This window comes from Streptomyces scabiei 87.22 (assembly GCF_000091305.1).
GTDB classification, from domain to species: Bacteria; Actinomycetota; Actinomycetes; order Streptomycetales; family Streptomycetaceae; genus Streptomyces; species Streptomyces scabiei.
The window spans coordinates 3761053-3783790 of record NC_013929.1 but is presented as its reverse complement, the minus strand read 5'-3'; the positions used below and the strand labels follow the sequence as shown (position 1 = coordinate 3783790).

Genomic DNA, 22738 nt, shown 5'->3' with positions numbered 1-22738 from the left:
GCATCGTCTCTCGCTCGCGAAGCCGTCGTCAGGAGTAGACCGTGCTGCATCCGCCGCATTCGTCTCTGCAGGTCGCTGCCGTTCCGCCCCAGCGGGTGCCAGTGCGAGACAGGGACCAGGACGCCCCGTGGCACACGGAGGCCGTGTGCCGGCGTGACGAGGCCGGGCTGTTCTTCGCCCCCTCCAAGGAACCCACCGCGTCCCGGCTCTCCCGCGAGGAAGCCGCCAAGCGCGTCTGCGCCCGCTGTCCCGTCATGGTCGAGTGCCGGGAACACGCACTCCTGCAACCCGAGCCCTACGGAGTCTGGGGCGGCCTGACCGCGGCCGAACGCCGGGTCGTCCTGGCCCGCAGGCGCCGCCGGGACGTGGAACTGCAGAAGGCCGCGCGCGCGAACGGGACGATAGCCGCGGCGGGCTGACACCCGTACCTCCGTGCAGCAAGGGCGCCCTCTCCGCACAAGAGGGCGCCCTGCTGATTGTCGAGGGGCGGCGCGCCCCGTCAGGGGCGCGGGGAACTGCGCGACCGGCCACGACGTACCCGCAGCTCACAACCGACCGCGGCCTTGGCTACCCCCTGCCGAGCCGGCGGAGCTACTTGGCCTTCTCGAAGTCGATCGAGCTGTAGGCCCGCAGCTTGCTCAGCCGGTGAGTCGAGTCGATCCGCCGCACCGTGCCCGACTTCGACCGCATCACGATCGAGTCGGTCGTCGCCGTCTCCGACCGGTACCGCACGCCCCGCAGCAGCTCCCCGTCCGTGATGCCGGTCGCCACGAAGAACACGTTCTCGCCGGAGACCAGGTCGTCCGTGGTCAGCACCCGGTCGAGGTCGTGGCCCGCGTCGATCGCCCGCTGCCGCTCCGCGTCGTCCTTCGGCCACAACTTGCCCTGGATCGTGCCGCCGAGGCACTTCACCGCACAGGCGGAGATGATGCCCTCGGGCGTGCCGCCCACCCCGAGCAGCAGATCGACACCGGTGCCCTCCCGCAGCGCCAGGATCGACCCCGCGACGTCACCGTCGGAGATCAGCTTGATCCGTGCTCCGGCCTCGCGGATCTCCTTGATGATCCCTTCGTGCCGGGGCCGGTCCAGGATGACCACGGTCACGTCGTCCGGCGCCGACCGCTTGGCCTTGGCGACCCGGCGGATGTTCACGGAGATCGGCGCGTCGATGTCGACGAAGTCGGCCGCCTCGGGCCCGGTGACCAGCTTGTCCATGTAGAAGACGGCCGAGGGGTCGAACATCGTGCCCCGGTCGGCGGCCGCGAGCACGGCGATCGCGTTGGTCATGCCCTTGGCCGTGAGCGTCGTCCCGTCGATCGGGTCGACGGCGATGTCGCACTCCGGACCGGTGCCGTCGCCGACGCGCTCGCCGTTGAAGAGCATCGGGGCCTCGTCCTTCTCGCCCTCCCCGATCACGACGACGCCGTTCATCGACACGGTGGAGACGAGGGTGCGCATCGCGCGCACGGCGGCTCCGTCCGCCCCGTTCTTGTCTCCGCGGCCGACCCAGCGGCCCGCCGCCATCGCGGCCGCCTCGGTCACCCGGACCAGTTCCAGGGCGAGGTTGCGGTCGGGAGCCTCGGAGGGGACTTCCAGTTCGGACGGCAGCTGATGATTCTCGGTCATCGGAGCGCACCTTTCTGATACGACGACGGCCGGACGAGGGTTCTGCCCGACTCTATCGTCAGTCCGACAAAATGAGCAGGGGACCCCACGGATGAGCGGGCCGGTGCACCTGCGACGATGAGGACGTGGCAGGTACGAAAGGCAAGCAGACCGTTCGCGACATGGTCCTCTCCCTGGGGCTCATCGTGCTGGCGGCATGGGTCATCTATCTCTTCATCCCGCACGACGAGACCGAGCGGGAACAGAAGCGCGTCGACTACCGCGTCGAACTGCTGACGGCGCGTCGCGCGGCCTCCTACCCGGTGGCCGCGCCCGAAGGGCTGCCGCAGACCTGGAAGGCGACCTCCGTCCGCTTCCGGGGCGACGAGTCGGACCACTGGCACCTCGGCTTCCACGACCCCGACGGTGATTACGTGGCGGTCGAACAGTCGGCCGAGAAGCCCTCCCGGTTCATCGAGGACGCCACCCAGGACGCGCGGAAGACCGGCACCACGCAGGAGATCGGCGACCGGACCTGGACCCGGTACGAGGGCGACCGCTACGACGCCCTCGTCCTGCGCGGAGAGGGTTCCACGACCGTGGTCACGGGCTCCGCGTCGTTCGACCGGCTGACCAAGATGGCCGAGGCGCTCCGGACGGAGTGACGGCGCGAGGGGCGGCGCGGACGGTCCCCCGCCGGGAACGGTGCGGACGGTGACCCGCCGGGAACGGTGCGGACGGTGACCCGCCCCCGCGGCGGACGTGAACACGACGAAGGGCCCCGGCGGGATCGCCGGGGCCCTTCGTCATGTGGCGGTGCCGGGACTCAGACCGTGGTGACGACGTGGTCGAAGTCGAGGCGCGGGGAGCGCGGGTAGGACGCGCCCTCGCCGGGCCTGCCGATGTTGACCACCATCAGCGGGGTGTGGTCGTCGTCCAGGAACTCCTTCTGGACGCCGGCGAAGTCGAAGCCGGTCATCGGTCCGGCGGCCAGGCCGGCGGCGCGGACGCCGATGATGAAGTACGCGGCCTGGAGGGCGGCGTTCATGCCGGCGGCCGACTCGCGGGCCGCGCGCTCGGCGAAGAAGAGGTCCTTGGCCTGCGGGAACGCCGGGAACAGCGTCGGCAGTTCCTGGTGGAACTCGTTGTCCGCGGCGAGGATGGCGACCAGCGGGGCGGTGGCCGTCTTGGCCTGGTTGCCCTCGGCCATGTGCGGCACCAGACGCTCACGGGCCTCGGCGGAGCGGACCAGCACGATGCGCAGCGGCGTCTGGTTGAACGCGGTCGGACCGTACTTGACCAGGTCGTAGATCGCCTGCACCTGCTCCTCGGTCACCGGCTCGTCGGTGAACGTGTTCGCGGTGTGGGCCTCACGGAAGAGCAGGTCCTGGGCGGCGGGGTCGAGAACGAGGGACATCAGTCAACCTTCGTGCGATGTGAGGTGTACGGCCTCGACCTTACGCGAAGGAAGTTCAAAGTTCAACCAAAGCTGTGGCGTGGTGATCCGCTTCACACCACCTCGGTGCACGGGCCCGTGTTCCACGGGCTCCACGGGCTCCACGGGCCGGAGTCATCCGGCCCGGCCGTCGTCCTCCGCGCCACCCTCGCCGTCCTCCGCCAGCGCCGCGTCCAGCCGCTCCCGCGCCCCGTCCAGCCAGCGGCGGCAGACCTTCGCCAGCTCCTCGCCCCGCTCCCAGAGGGCGAGGGACTCCTCCAGCGTCGTGCCGCCCGCCTCCAGACGGCGGACGACGTCGATCAGCTCGTCCCGCGCCTGCTCGTACCCCAGGGCGCGCTCGGTCTCCGAGGCCCCGGCCGCCCGGGTGGTCCCGTCGGCCTCGCTCACGTTGCTGGTCATGCGGCCCACCCTATGCGTCCCCTCCGACAGTCCCTGTTCCGTCGACACCCGTGCCCGTTCCGTCGACGCCCGTGCCCGTTCCGTCGACGCCCGTGGCCGTTCAGTCGGCGACCGTCCCCGTTCCCTCGACCCGGACGACGAACTCGCCCCCGGCCACCCGCGCCCGCAGCGGCTCGTCCGGCCCGGCCTCGTCCGGCGCGCGGACCACATGGCCGTCGGCCCTCTGCAGCACCGCGTACCCCCGCTGGAGCGTCGCCGCCGGGGACAGGGCCACCACGCGCGCGTGCGTGTGCGTCAACTCCGAGACCGCACGGTCCAGATGGTGCCCGAGGCAGCGGCGGCCCCGGTCGAGCAGCGAGGCCACGTGGTCGGCGCGCTCGTCGATCATGCGGTGCGGATCCTCCATCGAGGGGCGCGCGAGGGCGTGTGCGAGCCCCCGCTCCTCCCGCTCCACGAACGCCTCCACACAGCGGCGCGCCCGGTCCCGCAGCCACCGCACCCGCTCGTACTCCTCGCCCACGTCCGGCACGACCTTCTTGGCCGCGTCGGTCGGCGTGGACGCGCGCAGGTCCGCCACATAGTCCAGCAGCGGGGTGTCCGGCTCGTGCCCGATCGCCGACACGACCGGCGTACGACAGGACGCGACCGCCCGTACGAGCTGCTCGTCGGAGAACGGCAGGAGGTCCTCCACACTGCCGCCGCCGCGCGCCACGACGATGACGTCCACGTCGTCCAGCGCGTCCAGCTCCTTGACGGCCCGCACGACCTGCGGCACCGCGTGCACCCCCTGCACCGCGACGTTGCGCACCTCGAAGCGGACGGCCGGCCAGCGCCGCCGGGCGTTCTCCAGCACGTCCCGCTCGGCCGCGGAGGCCCGGCCGCACACCAGTCCGATCAGCTGGGGCAGAAAGGGCAGCGTCTTCTTCCGCTCCGGCGCGAACAGGCCCTCCGCGGCCAGCGACTTCTTCAACTGTTCCAGCCGGGCCAGCAGTTCACCGACCCCGACCGGCTTTATCTCCGTGGCCCGCAGTGACAGCTGGCCGCGCGGCGCGTACCACTCGGGCTTCGCCAGGACGACGACCCGGGCGCCCTCGCCGACCACGTCGGCCACCGTGTCGAACACCTGGCGGTAGCAGGTCACCCCCACGGAGATGTCGTGCGACGGGTCCCGCAGCGTGAGGAACACGACGCCCGCGCCCGGACGCCGCGACAGCTGCGTGATCTGCCCCTCGACCCACACCGCGCCGAGCCGGTCGATCCAGCCGCCGATGAGGCGGGAGACCTCGCCGACGGGGAGGGGGGATTCGGCGGACGTGTTGAGTGCCATGCGGCCGAGCGTAGCGGGGAGCACCGACATGGATGCCGACGAGCGCGGGAGGGGGGTGGGGGTGCCTGTGTGTCGGCGGCCGCGGGTGGTTCGTGGTTGCTCGCGCAGTTCCCCGCGCCCCTGGAAGGCAGGGGTGCGGGGAACTGCGCGAGAAGCCCCACCGGGCCGGCGGCCGCCGACGCACAGGGGCCCCACCCCCCGTCGGCCGAGGCCCCGCCGGGGAACCCCCTACGATGGAGACATGACCGCTTCGCCTGGCCGCCGCCGTGTCCTCCTCGCCGCCCCGCGCGGCTACTGCGCGGGTGTCGACCGCGCGGTGATCGCCGTCGAGAAGGCCCTGGAGCAGTACGGGGCCCCGATCTACGTCCGCCACGAGATCGTCCACAACAAGTACGTCGTGCAGACGCTGGAGCGGAAGGGCGCCATCTTCGTCGAGCAGACGGAGGAGGTCCCCGAGGGGAACATCGTCATGTTCTCGGCGCACGGCGTCGCCCCGACCGTCCACGACGAGGCCGCGCGCGGCAAGCTCGCCACCATCGACGCGACCTGCCCGCTGGTCACCAAGGTCCACAAGGAAGCGATCCGGTACGCCAACGACGACTTCGACATCCTCCTGATCGGGCACGAGGGCCACGAGGAGGTCATCGGCACGTCGGGCGAGGCGCCGGACCACATCCAGCTGGTCGACGGCCCCGAGGACGTCGCCAAGGTCGAGGTCCGCGACCCGTCGAAGATCGTCTGGCTCTCGCAGACCACCCTCTCCGTCGACGAGACGATGGAGACGGTCGGCGCGCTCAAGGAGAAGTTCCCGCTGCTCGTCTCGCCGCCCAGCGACGACATCTGCTACGCCACCCAGAACCGCCAGCTCGCCGTGAAGCAGATGGGCGCCCAGGCGCAGCTGGTCATCGTGGTCGGCTCCCGCAACTCCTCCAACTCGGTCCGCCTCGTCGAGGTCGCCAAGCTCGCCGGCTCCCGCGAGGCGTACCTCGTGGACTTCGCGAGCGAGATCGACGAGGCATGGCTGGAGGGCGTGGAGACCGTCGGCGTCACCTCGGGTGCCTCCGTGCCGGAGATCCTCGTCGAAGAGGTCCTCGAATGGCTCTCCGAGCGCGGCTACGGGGACGTCGAGCTGGTCAAGGCGGCCGAGGAGTCGATCACCTTCTCCCTGCCCAAGGAACTCCGCCGTGACCTGCGCGAAGAGGCCGCGGCCCTGGTCGCCGAGCGCACCGGACAGGGCGCCTGACCGTCGGAACACCCGCCGTACGGCCCCGGAACGTGAAGGTTCCGGGGCCGTACGCGTACCGGGACGTGAGGATCCGGCCCCCGGCGGCGGCCGGGACACCTCGGCAACGTGACGGACAGTCGTACGACGTAACGTAGGGCCATGCACATCTTCGGCGTGGACATCGGTGGTTCCGGGATCAAGGGCGCTCCCGTGGACCTGGACCTGGGCGACCTGGCGGACGAGCGACACAAGGTGCTGACCCCGCACCCGGCGACGCCCGACGCGGTCGCCGACGGGGTCAAGGAGGTCGTCGGCCACTTCGGCTGGACCGGCCCGGTCGGCATCACCTTCCCCGGCGTGGTCACCGGCGGCGCCACGATCCGGACGGCGGCCAACGTCGACAAGAGCTGGATCGACGTCGACGCGGCCGCCCTGCTGAGCGAGCGGATCGGCGGCCTGCCGGTGACCGTGGTCAACGACGCGGACGCGGCGGGCGTGGCCGAGGTCCAGTTCGGCGCCGGGCGCGACCGGCAGGGCACGGTCATCCTGCTCACCTTCGGCACGGGCATCGGCAGCGCCGTCTTCTCCGACGGCGTCCTCGTCCCCAACACCGAGCTGGGCCACCTGGAGCTGCACGGCCACGACGCCGAGACCCGCGCCTCCACCAAGGCCAAGGAGGACCACGAGCTGACCTGGGAGCACTGGGCCAAGCGCGTCACCAAGTACCTCGCCCACGTCGAGATGCTCTTCTCACCCGAGCTCTTCATCATCGGCGGCGGCGTCAGCCGCAAGTCGGCGAAGTTCCTGCACCTCATCGAAGGCATCAGGGCGGAGATCGTCCCGGCCCAGCTGCAGAACAACGCGGGCATCGTGGGCGCGGCGATGCGGGCGGCGAAGGCCGGCTAGGACGACGACGGGCGCGCAGGCGTCCGATCGGGCATCGGGCGCCGACCGGCGGACGGGGCTCCCGCCCGCCTGCCGCCGCGTCGGTCAGCGCCCCCGGGAGACGGAGCCGTGCGGCTGGGCCGGGGGCCTCGGCGCCCGCGGCCCGGCCGGCCCGCGGTCGTACGAGGCCCGGGGACGGACACCGGCGGCCGCCCGGCCCCGGACGTCCCCGTCCCGGGCCGGCCCGCCCTGCCCCCCGACCCGCGCCCGGCCCCGGACCTCCCGGCCGCCCCGGTCCTCCCGGCCGTGCCGCTCGCGTCCCCGCTCCCTCTCCCGCTCGGCGGCCCGCCGGGCCATCAGCCGGAGCTTGCGCACGGTCACGATGACCCCGGCGACCAGCGTGCCGCCGTACAGCCAGCCCGCCTGCATGGCGAGGGCGGTGACCAGGGCCATCAGATGCCCGCCGAGGCCGCCCTCGCCCTCGGCCAGCAGCGGCAGACCGGCCGCGTAGGCGATCGGTACGACGACGGGAGCGCTCGCCAGGTCCCCGCGCCGCACCCACACTGCCGTCAATGCGCTGACCAGCAGGAACAGCACCCCGTACAGGGCCGTCGACGCACCGAACAACAGTCGGTCGAGGCCGGCGAGCACGAACATCGCCAGCCCGCAGAACAGCCCGCAGCCCAGATCGGTGAGGCGCGGATTCGGCATCCGGCGCACGGCCCGCGCCACGCTCCGCACGGCTTGGACCGGTGGTGGTACGGGCCCGCGCGCGACCGGGGCGCGAGCGGGCACGTCCGCGCCGGGGACCCGTCCCGCTCTCCCCGCCTGCGGGGGAAGGGGCGGGACGCCCGGCCGCGGCCCGGTGCGAGGGGTGTGCGGGGACTGCGTCCTCTGCTGCTGCTCCACTCGTCCAACTTAGGTCGGTTAATGTGCCGAATGGGTTCACAGACACGCCGTTGAGCGGACCTTGGCCAAGCGTTCGATACCTCGCCGGAGCGGGTGGCGGCACGCCGTAAACTGGGGGATCGGCCGGCCCTCCGGCCGCTGGGGCACGATCCGCCGGACTGGCCTCAGGCCCCAGGCCCCGCCGCTTCAGCCCCCGGCCGCCTGGCCCTCCTACGTACGGGAAGTCGTAAACGTGTCGCTCACGATCGGAATCGTCGGTCTGCCCAACGTCGGCAAGTCGACCCTGTTCAACGCCCTGACCAAGAACGACGTGCTGGCGGCCAACTACCCGTTCGCCACGATCGAGCCGAACGTGGGCGTGGTGGGCGTCCCCGACGAGCGTCTGACCAAGCTGGCCGAGATCTTCAGCTCGCAGCGCGTCCTCCCGGCGACCGTCGACTTCGTCGACATCGCGGGCATCGTGCGCGGCGCCAGCGAGGGCGAGGGCCTCGGCAACAAGTTCCTCGCGAACATCCGCGAGTCGGACGCGATCTGCCAGGTCATCCGTGCCTTCCAGGACGAGAACGTCGTGCACGTCGACGGCAAGGTCTCGCCCAAGGACGACATCGAGACGATCAACACCGAGCTGATCCTCGCCGACCTGCAGACCATCGAGAAGGTCCTGCCGCGCCTGGCGAAGGAGTCCCGCATCAAGAAGGACATCGCCCCGAAGGTCGCCGCGGTCGAGGCCGCCAAGGAGATCCTGGAGAAGGGCGACACCCTCTTCTCGCAGGGCATCGTGCAGGGCTCCGGCAACGAGGAACTCCTCCACGACCTGCACCTGCTCACCACCAAGCCGTTCCTGTACGTCTTCAACGTCGACGAGGACGAGCTGACCGACGAGGACTTCAAGAACGAGCAGCGCGCGCTGGTGGCCCCCGCCGAGGCGATCTTCCTCAACGCCAAGCTGGAGCAGGACCTCGCCGAGCTGGACGAGGCGGACGCGATGGAGCTGCTGGAGTCGGTCGGCGCCGAGGAGCCGGGCCTCGCCACCCTCGCCCGCGTCGGCTTCGACACCCTGGGCCTGCAGACCTACCTCACGGCCGGCCCCAAGGAATCCCGCGCCTGGACCATCAAGAAGGGCGCCACCGCCCCCGAGGCCGCCGGTGTCATCCACACCGACTTCCAGAAGGGCTTCATCAAGGCCGAGGTCATCTCCTTCGCCGACCTCGTCGAAACGGGCTCGGTCGCCGAGGCCCGCGCCAAGGGCAAGGCCCGCATGGAGGGCAAGGACTACGTGATGCAGGACGGGGACGTGGTCGAGTTCCGCTTCAATGTCTAGCGGGTGACTTACCACGACTTAGCTGATCTTGCAAATGTGCAGTTCAGGTGGGGTCTGTCTCTTCGGAGGCAGGCCCCTTTCTCGTCCCCGTGCTGACTTGGTGCTGACCTGTGAGCACCTCTCATCACCCCACATCAGCCCTCCCGTGCTGGTTCTGTGCTGACCTGTGGGCGTAGCTCCGCATGGGGAAAACAGATGCGGTCTAGTAGCCCCGCACATGACTTCTTCACTCGCCCGCAGGGGCTCACGGAAACAATCTTGCCCCTTCCTGACGTTCTCGATCTTCGAGTCGAGGAGGGGAAGGTGTCGGGCCTGAAGTTGTTCCACATGACGAACAGCGGCGTGACCGAGGTCACGCCGCGTCTTGCCGAGGTCGAGGCGGATGTGCAGGGCCTCGTCGAGGCGCACATGGAGGCGATGCTGGGGGTGCGGTTTCTGGCGAGCGAGTACGTCATTGACTGTGCTGATGGCGGACGGATCGACTCGTTGGGGCTCGATGAGAACGGGGCGCCGGTGGTCGTGGAGTACAAGCGCGGCACCGATGCCGGAGTGATCAACCAGGGCCTCTACTACATGTCGTGGCTGATGGCTCACAAGGACGCCTTCCGGAACCTGGTCCGCGACCGGCTCGGGGCATCGGCCGCGTCCCAGGTCCTGTGGAGCGCACCCCGGCTGATCTGCGTCGCCGGCGACTTCACCCGCTACGACGCGCACGCGGTACGCGAGCACCGGCGCAGCATCGACCTGGTTCGCTACCGGTTCTTCGACAAGGACCTCATCGGACTTGAGACCGTGGCTTCCGTCACCGGGCGGACATCGGCCGCGAGGCCGGTTCGCCGGGGCGCGGTCGGGCTGCCGCCTGTCCGCGGGCAGGGCGGAGCGCTGGCAGAGCTGGCGGAGGTGGTCGATGAGGTGCTGCTCGGTCTCGGGGATGGCGTCAGCCGGGTGCAGCGCAAGCAGTACCGGGCGTATCAGCGCCTGCGGAACTTCGCCTGCGTCTGCCCGCCCCAGAAGACGAAGCTCCTCGTCTACCTCAAGGTCGACCCGAAGGAGGTGGACCTCATTCCCGGCTTCACCCGGGATGTGACGGAACTCGGCCACCACGGTACGGGTGACTTGGAGGTGCAGTTGCGCTCTGAGCGGGACCTGGAGCGGGCTATGGGCGTCTTCCGCGCCAGCTACGCGGCGGCGTAACCTCCAGCGCGCTTTGACATGAGCGGATGCGGAACTCGGCCGCTGTGGATGTGGTGGGGGTTGTGCCTTCCGATGTAGATGACAGGTAGTGGCGGTGGACCATCAATGATGCGTGGTATCGCCGGTTTGGCCAACCGGCGATACCACGCTATGTTGCCTCGCTTCGAAAGCAGAGGGCGTTCATCTGCCTCGGGCCGTCATCAGCTCCCCGTGGTTCAAGGCAGTGTCTCCCGACCGACGGAACGGATCACCTAACTCAACGGGCCTAGGCCGCTGGGAACCTCCACCTGCCGCTATTGAACGGGCGACCTCCGCTGCAGTGGTTGTTGTTTGTGTACGAGCGATGTCCGGGGCATGGTTCAGGCCGCCGAGCCCCGAAAGGCCGCATGGAAGCGGGCCGAGGCGTGGTGCCGCTTCAGTAGCCCCAGCCCGCCGCTCGCAACGACGTATTCACGTTTCGTCGGTGGCGTCAGTTCCCCAGCCAATTGATGATGGTGACCGCTGTCTGGCAGCCCGTCAGTGCAGCCATGCCAGGGGGTGTGGCCAGCCAGTTGCCGACGTTACGGATCACGGCCGTTCCTGCCCGGCCTCGCTCAGCGACATAGATGCGGACAAGCCCCATCTGTTTTTTTCCCCGGCAGCCTCATGTCCTGTTCCCTCCTGCTGATCGAAGGGAGGTCGTCGCGTCGCCCCCCTATGACCAGCGTCGGTCGGGGCGCCACCGGGGGGACGGGAGGTGATACCGGTTGACGAAAGAAGTCCGCGCACGGAAATCTGGTCTTGGCGAGTTGACGCCAGTTGACAAGGGAGTGTTCATGCCGAGGCGAATGGTGACTCTTCCCGGCGAGGAAGAACTCCCGGCGGGGCCGCTTAGGGAACTCACCGTCGGCATGTACGAGTTGTATGTCGCAGCGGGCTGCCCGAGTCTGCGCGACATCAGCAAGGCCATCACCGGTCACGACGCTGCCCCCACCACGGTGAGCCACGAACGCATACGGCAAGTCCTCACCGGCAGGGGGGACAGCGCCAGTTGTTCGGTCGTCGTCGCGATTGTGCTGGTGCTTGCCAGCATGGCTCGGCCGGCCCGCGATGCGGATGCGGAAGCCGACCGGTTCTCAAGGCTTTGGCGCGTGGTGGCCGGCCTTGACCCCTGGAAGCCCTTCCGACCGGGCCTCGATGTGCGCAACAGCAGCTCTGCGTCGCTCCCCCACAGCGACGACGACCAGGCCGTACTAGATGTCAGGCAGTTCGCCAGCCGATCGCCTAGGGACATCGCGCGGCATCTGTGCCAGGTCGGGGCCGACGAAGGCGTCGAGGCATTCCTTACGGGCCTTGTCCGGCTGAGCGACGCCATGATGATCATCCGCCTGGTCGAACAACTGCGGATGGCGGGCCTGCATGAGACCGCTCAGCGCCTTATCGAAGTGTCGGCGCAGAACCTGCCGTTTCACGATCTGAGCGAGCTCGTGTGGCGCTTTTTCAAGGAGGAGTGGCGTGTCCATTCCTTGTTGATGGCCATTGCGCGCAGCCGTACCCCCAGAGAGGTGTACGAGTTGTGGTGGCAATTGGCGGAACGTCGGCAACCAGAGGCAGAAGCCCTGAAGGACCTGTTCAAGCAGCTGCGAAGCGATGACGGCAACGCAGAGTTGGAACGACTGCTGACAGAGACTGACGCCGACTAGATCCCGGCGGGGCAGCGGAGCCAAACGACCACAGCACTGTGATCTGGACTCGGCGCGGCGACGTGGGGTGGGCGCATCGCCCTCGGCGAACGGGCCGGTGTCGCACGTGAGGATCAGTACCGCGGGTACCCGTAGCCGCTGCTGTGGGCCGCAGTGAGGCCGGGCTACGACCGTCTCTGGCCGAGTAGCGATCAAAGAGGCCAACTATCGAGCAACGTCGCAACAAGTACTCGGAGTCGAATTCCGCGATCGCGGCAACGTCCGTGGGTAGCTGGGAGGCGTGGCTCCGGGTAAGCCCGGTAGCCGAAGCGGGCGTCACGTAAGGTTCGGTGCTGTCGCATACTGGCCTGTCCGTGGAATCAGGGGACACCGATGACACAGCAGCTTTGGAGCAGCCAGAGGCATCGGACCGCCATTGGCCGCGTCGGCCTCTCGCTACCGGCCCGTCGTGCAGTTGGCGACCTTCAGCTGGAACCAGACGTGGGTGTACTGGACTACGGGTGCGGACGTGGCGGCGATGTACGGGCTCTGCAGCACCTTGGCCTTGAGGCCGCAGGGTGGGACCCGGTGCATTTCCCGGATGGACGGCGTGAGCCTGCCGAGGTAGTCCTTCTCACCTATGTCCTGAACGTCATTGAGAACCCCGCTGAACGACGAGAGACGCTCCTCCGCGCCTGGAATCTCGCCAAATCCGTGCTCGTGGTGTCCGCCCGGTTGAGGTGGGAGCGCAACCAGATCAAAGGCACGGAGTATGGCGACGGCATCCTCACTCAGCGCCGTACCTTCCAACACCTCTACGCCGCCGGCGAGCTTCGCGACTACGTTGAGGAGGCCACAGGCGTCCGCTGCCTGTCGGCGGCGCCGGGCATCGTCTATGCCTTCAAGGACGATGCGGCCCGCCTGAGCTACCTCGCCCGCCAGGTTGCCCCGGACGGGGGGTGGCTGGCGTCCGAGGACACCGCCTCGGCGATCACTTCGGTGGTTGATCATCTCGAACAGCGGGGCCGGATGCCTCAGCTTGAGGAAATGCCGCAGCCCATCATCAGCCTCCTCGGCCACCTGCGCCCTGCTGAACTGAAGCGGCTTGCCGAGCAGGAAGCCGACCCCGTGAAGGTGGAACGGAGCGCCGAACGCGGAGCCCTTGACACGCTGCAGTTCCTCGCTTTGGAGCTGTTCCATGGCCGAGGCCCCGTGAGCAGTCTGCCCCTGCCCGTACAACTGGACATCCGCGCGTTCTTCCCCTCGTACACCGAGGCGTGCCAGCGAGCCGATCGCCTGCTGTTCAAGCTGCGTGACGACGCATACGTCCGCCGCGCGATGAACGGATCGATCGCCGGCAAATTCACCGCGACCGCCCTGTACGTGCACCGCCGCGCACTTCACCGGATCCCGGCCGTGCTGCGCCTGTACGAGCAGTGCGCGAGCATCGCTGCCGGCCGTCCCGGCGAGTGGTCCGTCGTCAAGCTCCGCCACCAGGGCCGTGGCGTCAGCTGGCTCGACTACCCCGAGTTCGACACGGACCCCCACCCGCGTCTCGCGGCGTCGTACGCCGTCGACCTGAAGACCCTCAAGTCCTCCTTCACCTCGTACGCGGACTCCACCAACCGTCCCCTGCTGCACCGCAAGCACGAGTTCCTTGCCGAGGACGATCCCGACGCACCCAAATACCGGAGGCTCACGGACGCCGAGGTTCGCGCCGGCCTCTACGAGAGCCCGCACCTGATCGGCACGGAAGAAGGCTGGGAACGCGAACTCGTACGCTGCGAGCGGGAGTTGCGAGGCCACCGGCTCGTACGCCGCACAGCCAGCACCTGAGCGTCACATAGGCTCTCGACACCGGAGCGATTGTCAGTGCCGTGTGCCACGCTCCACCCGTGACCACTACCCGGATGGAGGGCCCCTGCCTGCCCTCATACCGCACGCTGTCCACCCTCGCGCTGTCCGAGCCCGAGGACCACGTCCGTGAACTCACCGACTGGGTGGAGCACGCCTCCGCCGTCACCGCCCTCCCCGGGGCACAGAACAGCTGGGATACGGCCTACAAGTGGCTGCGCCTCGCGCAGGGCCTGCGCACGGTGACGTTCGACATGTCCTACGACGACGGCGGAATGTGCTCGGCCGGCCTCGACTTCGACGCCGTCTGGACCGAGATGATGGAGGAGTGGCAGCGACATCAGGTCCGTCTCGGCTACCTGCGCGTAGCACTTGAAGGATTCGTCCGGCTGCTGCACCCGGGTACTTCCGAGCCTGGACTGGCCGTCGAGGCCGCAGAACAGCGACTGCACCACCACGGCGACTCATGGCTGGTGCATGCACGCGCGGTCGCCGATCATCTGCGGATGCATGCGCCGGACGGGGTTCTGGGCGTCGGCACGCCGGTGGCGGCAGCGGTCACCCAGGCGATTGCCTTGCACGACATGGCAGTCCGGGGCCGTGCCGCCATCCTCGAGCCGGACAGCGACGCGGACGGGAAGGTCTTTCCCACCGGGCACGGCGAGGTCTGCGCGGTCAAGGAAGCCTCCACGGTGCTGCTGCTGGGAATCCAGCTGCTGATGGCGGCAGCGGTGCAGGAGGACCGCGTCGCCGTCTTCGACGACAAGTACCTTCTCGACGGCATGTGGATTCCCGACGCATCGGGCGGCAGCCGCTGGGTGGATGAAGAGATGCCCTACGGCGAGTACCTCTCCGTGCTCCACCTTCAGCCCGGCGAGCCGCCCGAGCTCTGATTCCGCCACGGGCAGTGGCCCGCAGCGATCACGACGGCAGCCCAGGGGAAAACGACGGGTGGGCCCGAAGCCATGGCTTCAGGCCCACCCGTCGTGGCCTGCTCGACACCTATCAGGTCATGCACCATCCGGAGTCGCATGCACCTTCATCCTCATCGGCGTCGCCTTCCCCCGGGCTCTCATCGGGGATGGCTTGAGTGAGCGGGATCCCGTACCTCGTGAGATAGACGGCATCCCGCCCGAGTGCAGCCCGCCGTTGGTTGATTGTCTCCTCCAGCCGGACCGACTGAGCGAACAACTCCGGCTCGTGCCGACGCTGGTGGCGCCAGGCGCCGACTGTGCGGAAGGGGCAGAAGAAGCAGGAGCTCTTAGGCGGTACCGGCAGGCCGGCCTCGGTGATGATGCGCTCGCAGTCGTCCCGGCGCAGCCCGAGATCGAGGAGGGGGTATTCGATGACCTCGTGAGCTTCCCGCCGCCGGCGGTTGGCGCGATGGATTTCGTCGACCGAGATGCCGATGCCGACCGCCGCTGGCTCCTCCGCGGTGGCGCCATGGTCCCGAAGCCACCGCCCGACCACCTTGATCTTGAAGTCGGCGGTGCAGTTGCGGCGGCCAGGAGCGCCGTTGGCCATGCGGACCGGGATGGGGATCGACCGAGTGTCCGGCCGGTTCAGCCGCTGCATGAGCGTTTCCGTGGCCCCGTCGCGGCGACGGCGCTTGAGTTCGTGGACGTCCAGTCCCGCACGGGCGGCGTACGGGATGGCGATCTCGCGGACGTAGTCGAGGGTCGCGGGGTGCTCGCTGTCGTCGCCGACGTTGGCGAACAGAAAGGTGCGGAAGTCGATCTCTCGCTGAACGGCCAGCACGAGCAGGGCGGTGCTCTGGACACCGCCTCCGTAGGAAACGACCTTCATCGGAGGACGGTTGGGCTCGCGGGGAGCGGCCTTGGGGATGGAGTCGGTGGGATCGGCGTGATGGTCTCCGGTGCGCTGCTGCAAGATCGACATATGAGAGACAGTATGGATCGACCATTCGAGAATCAAGTGTTTCTCTCCCAGCTGCTGGCGAACAGGGCATGAGCCGTCCGCGGGCGTCGGCAACCGCGTACCGGCCGGGAACGGCGGTCTAGCGCTGAGGCTTGATGACGACGGAGTAACCCTGGGCCAGCATCGATGCGAGGAACTCGACGGCGGCGGTCTGGTCGGCAGCGGAGAACGTCCGGGCGGCGGGGAGCGGCTCCTCGGGCGGTGGCGCGGCGGAGGCGCCGTGTCTGCGTCCTCGAGGTTTCTGGGGGACGCGCCGCCCCGTGCGGAGGTCTTCGACCTCGGTGGGGACGACGGTCCGCTGCCGCTGCTGTGCATCGGCCAGGACGGTTTCCAGCAGCCACAGCGGGGAACCGGAGAGCATCAGATCGGCCTCGGCGATCCGCCGACGGTTACGCCACCGGGAAACGGCTTGGGCGTCCCTACCGAGGACGCGGCCAACTTCCTGGATACCGAGGACGACAGGTAGGTCTTCCTTGGCCTGCACGTCGTAACCTTCAGGGATTCCGGCCCTATAGGCCGCCAGGCGTTGCTGATCAGCCTGGCGGTCGCCGCCGCTGATCTGAAGCACTGTCGCCAGCAACCAGTACGGATTGCCTGAAGCGACCAGGTCAGGCTCTGGGAGGGTGCCTTCTGTGCGCCACTTCTGTGACGTCTGGCGCTCAACCCCGAAGAGGGACGCGATCTCAGTGTGCCCGAGCAGGTAGGGGACCCGCGCTTGCGACATAAGCACCTTCCCCACACCAACGTTCCTGCCAGGTGACTGCCACGCGGGCATGGCCTCCTCGCCGGGCTGTCTGCAGAGATCCTAGGCGGGCCTGCGGGCAGCCCGGCGCATCCGGCCGGTGTCTGCCCCGGAGCCGGCCTCGATGCCGAGGCCGGTCGTGACTGCCGGGGGCTACTTCAGCTCCTGTCCGTGCCGGATTTCCCATGTCCCGACATCGGTATAGAAACGGCCGAAGTGGCGAAGCCATGCGGCGATGGTCTCGGTGGTCCTTCGTGCCTGCTCGTCGGTCAGGCCGGTCTCTTCCTGCAGCGCTTGCTGCAACTCCACATTGCTCAGACGGGCACCGGCCACGAGCGCCTGGAGGGCGGGGATCTCCCGCAGCCGGCTCTCGATCAAGTCCGAGAACTCCGCCTCGGACAAGCCGGCCGGAACGCCGAGGAGCGCGAGGTCGCGCACGATGGCTGCTTTGACGGAGCGTCCGAACTGGGCTCGCCCGCAGTAGTACGGGTAGAGGGCGTCAGGGCGTCGCGTGACGGGATACCAGCCCTGCTGGGCCTCCCGTGGCTGGTCAGAGGCGGTCGGACGATGCTCCTTCAGTAGCTCGGCTTGACTTCTGACCAGGGCGGCCATGTGGGGAGTCGCCTCGACCGCCCGGGCCTCGATCTCTGCCAGTACCCGGACGATTTCGGGATGGGCGGAGGGCGCCTCCACCAGGATCTCGATGTTGGCGTTGGCGGCGCGGCCCGTTGCCTTGCCCGTGAGGTTGGCGGACCCGATCAGGCAGCGCTCGCCGGTGAGGTACAGCTTGGCATGCAGGGTCGGGCACAGCGCGATACGCAGCCTTTTGTCTTCCTCGGCGAGCTCGATGATCTCGGGATCGGATACCCCGGCCGCCACTTCTTCGGGGACCCAGCGCGTGATGCACTCGATGTCGTCGACGGTGGCGGGGAGGGCGGACAGCGCGGACGCGAGAACCTCTCGTTTGATGAAGGGCGCCACGAGGGTTACCCGTCCATGGGCGTCCGCCATCAATTCTTCGATCTGACGCCAGATGTGGCCACGTTCGGACACGCTCAGTCGGCCTTCCCGTCCACGAAGTCGCGGGCGTACCGGCCCCACTCGCGCCGCGCGTCGGCGATGCGCTCGCGGTCGCGGTCGGGGTAAGTCTCGTCTTCCATCCGGGCCCAGGAGAAGAGCAGCAGCTTGAAGGTGTCGGCGGCACGGTCGAGCCGGTCGCGCAGCTCGTTGGCGTCGGCGTCCTCGGGGACGTCTTCGAGGACGGCCATGAGCTGGGCGTGCAGCGGATGCTTCTCGTTGAAGATCACCTGCAGCATGCCGGCCATGAGGTCGATGCTGAAGAAGGCGGGGGTGTCCTGGAAGCTGGAGATCCACCGCGCGCGCAGATCCTTCTCCAGGGACTCTTCGACCATGGACTGGGCGGTGTCCTCGTCCAGGTGGTGCCGCTGGGTGAGGGCCTCGACCTGTTCCTGCCGCTTGGCCTCGGGGGTCGTTCCTTCGTCGAGCTCGTCGGTCTTGCCGGTGTAGCCCTCCTCACTGCGGCGCTTGACGGCGTCCGTGACCTTGGAAGCGACGTCATCGTCATGCCGCTTTTTGCTCTTGCGGGTCCCGAGCGTCTGCTGCTTCAGCTGGCGCCGGATGGCTGGCAGCAGCTTCTCTTCCAGGTAGAGCACGAGGTCGATCAAGGGCAGACGCGGATCGCCGAGCTCGGCAAGGCGCTCCTTGAAGCCCTTGAAGGATTCGCCGGCCTCCGCGTGCGCCTTCCAGTCGAAGTGCGCAAGGGACGAGAAGACGGTGGCGCTCTGCTTATTGTTGGTCACGCCGAAGATGGGATCGAGGTCCGGCGGGAACTCCACCTCGATGCCCCACCACCGCTCCGTCGGGTCGTAGCCGATGGCCCATGAGGCGTCGAGGTCCAGTTCCCTGCCCTGACGCACGAGCGAGATTCCGACGTTGCGCCGGGCGTGCTTGCCCCACGGCAGGATGCCGGAGTCGGTTGTACGGCTGATGCTGTCTGGCCACGGGTGGCCTTCGACGTCGGCACGGCGGGCCTCCGGGCGGGCGATGGAGGCCCGGACCGTGATGTTGTGCCGCTTGCCCTCGTGGAGCACGGGGAAGTGCATCACACCAGGTTCAGACTCGCTTCCCATCGAGAACGGCATGAACATCGGCTTGTTGTGGAACGGCTCCGGCGTGGATGTCGGCGCCATCAGGTACAGAGGGTCGTTGGGCACGGCGTGGTACTCGCCGTCAACGACCTTGCCCTCGCGGACAGGGGCCATTCGGATGTCGACGCGTCCCTTGTCGAGGTAGTGCCGGTAGACCCGGCCGATCAGATCGGCGGTGTTCTTCAGGGTGGCCGCGGCTCCGTACCAGTTGACCTTGTCCAGGTTGGTCCAGACGACGAGCGTGCCGGTGTCCCCAAGGCCCTCGCTCAGGTCTCGCCAGTAGTCCGGCAGCGGGGAGTGTCCAGGCTCGGGGACGTCGTCGGTTTCTCCCTTCTCGATCTCTTCGAGGCTGAGGTAGGTCCACATGGCGTTGCCCGCACCGTTGGTCCAGGACCACACGTCGAGCCGGGTGCACTGGGACATGCTTGAGTTGGGCAGGCCCATGCCGAAACGGCCGATGCGGCCCGGGTCCGCCCCGTCCCCGTCCCCGTACTTCAGAGCGCGCCGAAGCTGCTGTGCTTCCATGCCATGGCCGTTATCGAGGACCGCGATGGTCTCCACACGGTGGCTGGTCCGGGAGCCAACCTGGACGGGGTTCTCGCAGGCGAAGACCTCCACGAGGGTGGCCTTGGCGTCGATGCTGTTGTCGATCAGTTCGGCGAGGGCGTATGCGGTGTTTTTATAGCCGCTGTCCCGCATGGCCTTGACGGTCAGCGCAGGACTGACGATCCGGTAGTTGCTGCCGTCGCTGGTCACGCTGTCTCCCATACGTCTTCCCAGTTGGTGAATGCTTCTGCCACGTCGCCGAACCCGGGAAGCTCCGGGTTTACGACGGTGACGATTTCGCAGGTGTCCGTGCCGCCGGCCTTCGGGCCGCGGATGACGCGGCCGACCATCTGGCTGTACAGCACCAGGGACTTGGTCGGGCGGGCGATCACTGCCGCGCTGGCGGCCGGTGCGTCGAAGCCAGTCGTCAGGACACCGAAGTTGCACAGCACCATGGGGCGACGGCCGGACCCCTTGAATCGCGAGATGACCTGGCTGCGGTGCCGGGGGGAGGACTCGCCCGTCACGAACTCGGCATCGAAGCCCGCAGCGGAAAGCACCGCTGCGATTAGCCGGCAGTGGTCCACGGAGGCGGCGAACACCAGGATGCGCCGGTGCTGTTGCTGGAGCAGCTCCGTGATCGTCTGGACGATCTTGAGGTTCCACTGCTCGTCGCGCGCGAGTTCGGCCATCATGGCGGCCGGGATATCGAAGGACCGTGCAAGGAGCTGCTGGTCCCGGGCGGACAGATGCATGCCGGCCTCGGAGGCAACCGTCCGCATCAGCGGCTTGGCCAGGTAGCCCTGGTCGATCAAGGCTGCGACCGGGTTCGTGTAGCCCTCGATCTCCAGCATGACCTTCTGCCGGGAGAAGTAGTCGGAGAGCTCCTCATCTTTGGAGATGTCGGCCCACGTGCGCCCCGGGGTGGCGGTCAGCCCCAGCAGACTCGCATCGTGACGGATCGTCAGTTCATCGACTACTCGCTGGAACGTGGGTGCGATGATCTGATGGGCCTCGTCGAAGACCGTCAGCGTGCTGCGTGCTGCAAGAGTGGCCAGGAACTGCGGATCCGACTTGGCCGCCGAGACGGCCTTCTCCAGGCCGAGCACGACCAGCCCGTCGGTCATGTCTGCAAGGTCTGCCGAGGCGTTGCCCCAGACCCGCAGGACGGGGACCGGTCGGTCGCCTACTTTCGTCCAGGCGCGCTCGAACTCGACGGCGGCCTGCTCCAGCAGTTCCTGACCGTGGGCCAGCCACACCACCACAGTGGGCTCATGCTGCCGCAGATGGTCGCAGATCAGGCTCATGCCCGTTCGGGTCTTGCCCACACCCGTGGGGAGGTGCAGCACCGTCCGCCGTGAGCCGTCGTACAACAGTTCCTTGACCCGTGCTGCAGCTTGACGCTGATGCGGGAACAAGCCGTACTCCGGCCCCGCCTCCTGCTTGAACGCCGGCGGGAGGGATGGCACCCGGTCGATCGTGAAGCCGAAGAACTCCAGGAGCTCGCGGCGCTCGTCGGCCGTCCATTTCAGGCTCTGCAGGTAGTCCAGCGGCTCCTGCTCGTCCCCCAGCGAGCCCAGGCGCTGAGTCAACTCCGCCTGCTTGGGCTTCGGAACCAGGGCAATCAGGGCCGTACGCTCAGCAGCGTCGGCGACCAGACGCTCGGCGTCGATGGCGATGGGGGCGACAGCCCGAAGGCGGTCGTCACCTGCCGTGCCTCCCTCGATCAGGTCGAGCAGAGCGCACAGCTGCTCGCCGAGATGCGCTCGGATGTACGCCATCGGCGCATCCGCGAGCAGTGCCTTGAAGGACATCCCTGGTGACCAGGTGGTCACTGCCCCACCTGCCCGGCGGCAGGCTCCAGCCCGCACGTGTCCGCAGCCGACGCGGCTGTTGTCATGAAGTTCCACCCCCAGTTGGAGCAAGCCAAGCACCGCCCCAACGTTGCTGTGACTTCAACGCTGCAGCGTGCGGACCACCCTAAAGGGGGCCACTGACAACAGGGGTGCCAATAGGCGAAAAGCCCAGCCAGGAGCGACATTTGACGGCTCCCTGCCCGGCGCGCTCGACCAAGATGTAGATCTCGCTGTGAGGCGTCCGCCTTCCACGCATCATGGAACACTCGTTCGATAAATGGCTTGCGACACCACACGTTCGAGTGATTCAAAGAGTGGATCTCGGCTCGCGGATAGGATCACGGCGAGCTACTGGTGGAACCCCGGATGCGAGGGACGGGTTCCCCCAGCAGTACATTGGTGTGCGACACGAGCGAGGCGGGGTGGCAGACAATGAACGGGCCGAATGGGTCAGGTACGTCCTATTTTGACTACAACGCCACCGCCCCGATCCGTCCCGAGGCCCTCGCGGCCGTCATCGAGGTCATGCAAGCGGTCGGCAATGCCTCAAGCCTGCACCCACCGGGACGACAGGCCGCTCACCGGGTCGACGTCGCCCGCCGTCAGCTAGCCGACCTCCTCGGCTGCTCACCCGGCGAGATCATCTTCACATCCGGAGCAACCGAAGCGAATAACCTGGCCCTCCGAGCCGCATTCAGTGCCGGAAATCCCTTGGTCACAAGCCCCGTTGAGCACCCGGCTGTCCTGGAAACAGCCCGCGCGGTCACCGCTGGGAGCCCGGAGGATCTTGTACTGCTCCCGGTCGGCGGCGACGGCCTGGTGGATCTCGGCGCCCTCGATCAGGTCTTTGCCACGCGTCGCGGGGGAGTGGTCTCCCTGATGGCGGCGAACAACGAGACCGGCGTCCTCACCGACCTCCGCGTCGCGGCCAAGGCGGCCCGTGAAGCCGGCGCACTCGTCCACACGGACGCCACACAGATCATCGGCCGTCTCCCCGTCGACGTTGCTGAACTCGACGTTGACCTTTTGTCGCTGTCGGCCCACAAGTTCGGCGGACCGCAAGGAGTCGGCGCCCTGTACGTACGCCGAGGATCCTCCCTGCCGCACCGCCCGCTCCTCGTGGGCGGCGGACAGGAGCGGGGCTGGCGCGCAGGCACGCTGAATGTGGCAGGGATCATGGGCATGGGCGCCGCGGCTGAGGCTGCGGCGCGCGGACTCGGCGAGGAGGCCGAGCGCGTTGAGGCACTGCGCGACCGCCTCGAACACCTCATGGCCGACGCCCTGCCCGAGTCCCGGATCAATGGTCGGCGTGATCAGCGCCTACCGGGCGTGACGAGCGTCACCTTCCCTGGGGTGCCGGCGGACGCAGTCCTGGCGGCGATGCCCGAGATCGCTGCCTCGGAGGGCAGCGCGTGCGCGTCCGGCGCCCCCACACCGAGCCACGTTCTCCTGGCCATGGGCCTGTCCCGGGCGGACGCAGACAGCACGATCCGCTTCTCGCTGGGCTACGCCACCACAGAGGCCGAGGTCGAGCACGCGGCGCGGGCCGTCAAACGCGCCGTGACGCAGGTTCGGGCCGCGCTGGCCGAACCCGACGGTCCCCGCTGACCGTTACCCCATTTAGCACCTCGTTAGAGCAATCGCATTGGACA

Annotated in this window: 20 protein-coding genes; 10 read left to right on the top strand and 10 right to left on the bottom strand. The window is 68.4% G+C overall.

Annotated features, from left to right (window positions below; all coding sequences use genetic code 11):
• Positions 1 to 41 precede the first annotated feature (41 nt).
• Entirely contained in the window at positions 42 to 419 is a 378-nt protein-coding gene (locus tag SCAB_RS15880) for a WhiB family transcriptional regulator (protein ID WP_041669242.1), read from the top strand.
• 172 nt (positions 420 to 591) lie between these two features.
• Here SCAB_RS15880 and glpX read toward each other — a convergent pair whose 3' ends face one another.
• Complete coding sequence (gene glpX, locus SCAB_RS15875) at positions 592 to 1626, bottom strand: class II fructose-bisphosphatase (RefSeq protein ID WP_005480703.1); 1035 nt, start codon at positions 1624 to 1626, stop codon at positions 592 to 594.
• A gap of 125 nt (positions 1627 to 1751) precedes the next feature.
• Here glpX and SCAB_RS15870 point away from each other — a divergent pair, with 125 nt between their 5' ends.
• Entirely contained in the window at positions 1752 to 2270 is a 519-nt protein-coding gene (locus tag SCAB_RS15870) for a DUF4245 domain-containing protein (RefSeq protein WP_078580118.1), read from the top strand.
• Positions 2271 to 2431: 161 nt separating this feature from the next.
• Here the strand turns inward: SCAB_RS15870 and SCAB_RS15865 are convergent, their stop codons facing one another.
• From SCAB_RS15865 to xseA, 3 genes are all read right to left on the bottom strand, one after another.
• On the bottom strand, positions 2432 to 3022 hold the full coding sequence (locus tag SCAB_RS15865; protein WP_013001100.1) for a malonic semialdehyde reductase: 591 nt from the start codon (positions 3020 to 3022) through the stop codon (positions 2432 to 2434).
• Positions 3023 to 3175: 153 nt separating this feature from the next.
• Positions 3176 to 3460, bottom strand: coding sequence for an exodeoxyribonuclease VII small subunit (locus SCAB_RS15860; RefSeq protein ID WP_013001099.1), 285 nt, complete (start codon positions 3458 to 3460; stop codon positions 3176 to 3178).
• A gap of 100 nt (positions 3461 to 3560) precedes the next feature.
• Entirely contained in the window at positions 3561 to 4787 is a 1227-nt protein-coding gene (gene xseA / locus SCAB_RS15855; protein ID WP_013001098.1) for an exodeoxyribonuclease VII large subunit, read from the bottom strand.
• Between the two features lie 241 nt (positions 4788 to 5028).
• On the opposite strand from xseA, the gene SCAB_RS15850 reads away from it, so the two are divergent.
• The gene (locus SCAB_RS15850; protein WP_013001097.1) at positions 5029 to 6030 is read left to right on the top strand and encodes a 4-hydroxy-3-methylbut-2-enyl diphosphate reductase; all 1002 of its coding nucleotides are present in this window, start codon (positions 5029 to 5031) and stop codon (positions 6028 to 6030) included.
• A 141-nt stretch (positions 6031 to 6171) separates the two neighbouring features.
• Complete coding sequence (gene ppgK, locus SCAB_RS15845) at positions 6172 to 6918, top strand: polyphosphate--glucose phosphotransferase (RefSeq protein WP_013001096.1); 747 nt, start codon at positions 6172 to 6174, stop codon at positions 6916 to 6918.
• Between the two features lie 84 nt (positions 6919 to 7002).
• Here ppgK and SCAB_RS15840 read toward each other — a convergent pair whose 3' ends face one another.
• Entirely contained in the window at positions 7003 to 7608 is a 606-nt protein-coding gene (locus SCAB_RS15840; RefSeq protein ID WP_037729859.1) for a DUF6542 domain-containing protein, read from the bottom strand.
• Between the two features lie 430 nt (positions 7609 to 8038).
• Between SCAB_RS15840 and ychF the strand changes: the two genes are divergently transcribed.
• The 5 genes from ychF (at position 8039) to SCAB_RS15815 (ending at position 14729) form a co-directional block, all read left to right on the top strand.
• The gene (ychF, locus tag SCAB_RS15835; protein WP_013001094.1) at positions 8039 to 9127 is read left to right on the top strand and encodes a redox-regulated ATPase YchF; all 1089 of its coding nucleotides are present in this window, start codon (positions 8039 to 8041) and stop codon (positions 9125 to 9127) included.
• 303 nt (positions 9128 to 9430) lie between these two features.
• Positions 9431 to 10321: a DUF5655 domain-containing protein gene (locus tag SCAB_RS15830; RefSeq protein ID WP_037729858.1), complete on the top strand. Its 891-nt coding sequence runs from the start codon at positions 9431 to 9433 to the stop codon at positions 10319 to 10321.
• Between the two features lie 746 nt (positions 10322 to 11067).
• Complete coding sequence (locus SCAB_RS15825) at positions 11068 to 12003, top strand: hypothetical protein (RefSeq protein WP_148274206.1); 936 nt, start codon at positions 11068 to 11070, stop codon at positions 12001 to 12003.
• Positions 12004 to 12375: 372 nt separating this feature from the next.
• A complete protein-coding gene (locus SCAB_RS15820; RefSeq protein ID WP_037729856.1) occupies positions 12376 to 13818 on the top strand; it encodes a DNA phosphorothioation-associated putative methyltransferase in 1443 nt (480 codons plus the stop codon).
• A 59-nt stretch (positions 13819 to 13877) separates the two neighbouring features.
• Entirely contained in the window at positions 13878 to 14729 is an 852-nt protein-coding gene (locus SCAB_RS15815; protein WP_037729855.1) for a hypothetical protein, read from the top strand.
• Positions 14730 to 14841: 112 nt separating this feature from the next.
• On the opposite strand, the gene SCAB_RS15810 is transcribed toward SCAB_RS15815, so the two are convergent.
• From SCAB_RS15810 to SCAB_RS15790, 5 genes are all read right to left on the bottom strand, one after another.
• Positions 14842 to 15642, bottom strand: coding sequence for an adenine nucleotide alpha hydrolase family protein (locus tag SCAB_RS15810; RefSeq protein ID WP_037729926.1), 801 nt, complete (start codon positions 15640 to 15642; stop codon positions 14842 to 14844).
• A 211-nt stretch (positions 15643 to 15853) separates the two neighbouring features.
• Positions 15854 to 16258 carry a hypothetical protein gene (locus tag SCAB_RS48485; protein ID WP_225615456.1) on the bottom strand — a complete coding sequence of 135 codons (405 nt, stop codon included), beginning with the start codon at positions 16256 to 16258 and terminating at the stop codon, positions 15854 to 15856.
• A gap of 411 nt (positions 16259 to 16669) precedes the next feature.
• A complete protein-coding gene (locus tag SCAB_RS15800; protein ID WP_013001087.1) occupies positions 16670 to 17569 on the bottom strand; it encodes a phospholipase D family protein in 900 nt (299 codons plus the stop codon).
• A 2-nt stretch (positions 17570 to 17571) separates the two neighbouring features.
• Positions 17572 to 19452 (bottom strand): ATP-binding protein, encoded by a 1881-nt coding sequence (locus SCAB_RS15795; protein ID WP_037729854.1) that lies wholly within the window; start codon positions 19450 to 19452, stop codon positions 17572 to 17574.
• A complete protein-coding gene (locus tag SCAB_RS15790) occupies positions 19437 to 21065 on the bottom strand; it encodes a DEAD/DEAH box helicase (RefSeq protein WP_231885027.1) in 1629 nt (542 codons plus the stop codon). The genes SCAB_RS15795 and SCAB_RS15790 overlap by 16 nt, the downstream gene beginning before the upstream one ends.
• Positions 21066 to 21518: 453 nt before the next feature.
• Here SCAB_RS15790 and SCAB_RS15785 point away from each other — a divergent pair, with 453 nt between their 5' ends.
• Positions 21519 to 22694 carry a cysteine desulfurase family protein gene (locus SCAB_RS15785; RefSeq protein ID WP_013001084.1) on the top strand — a complete coding sequence of 392 codons (1176 nt, stop codon included), beginning with the start codon at positions 21519 to 21521 and terminating at the stop codon, positions 22692 to 22694.
• Positions 22695 to 22738 lie beyond the last annotated feature (44 nt).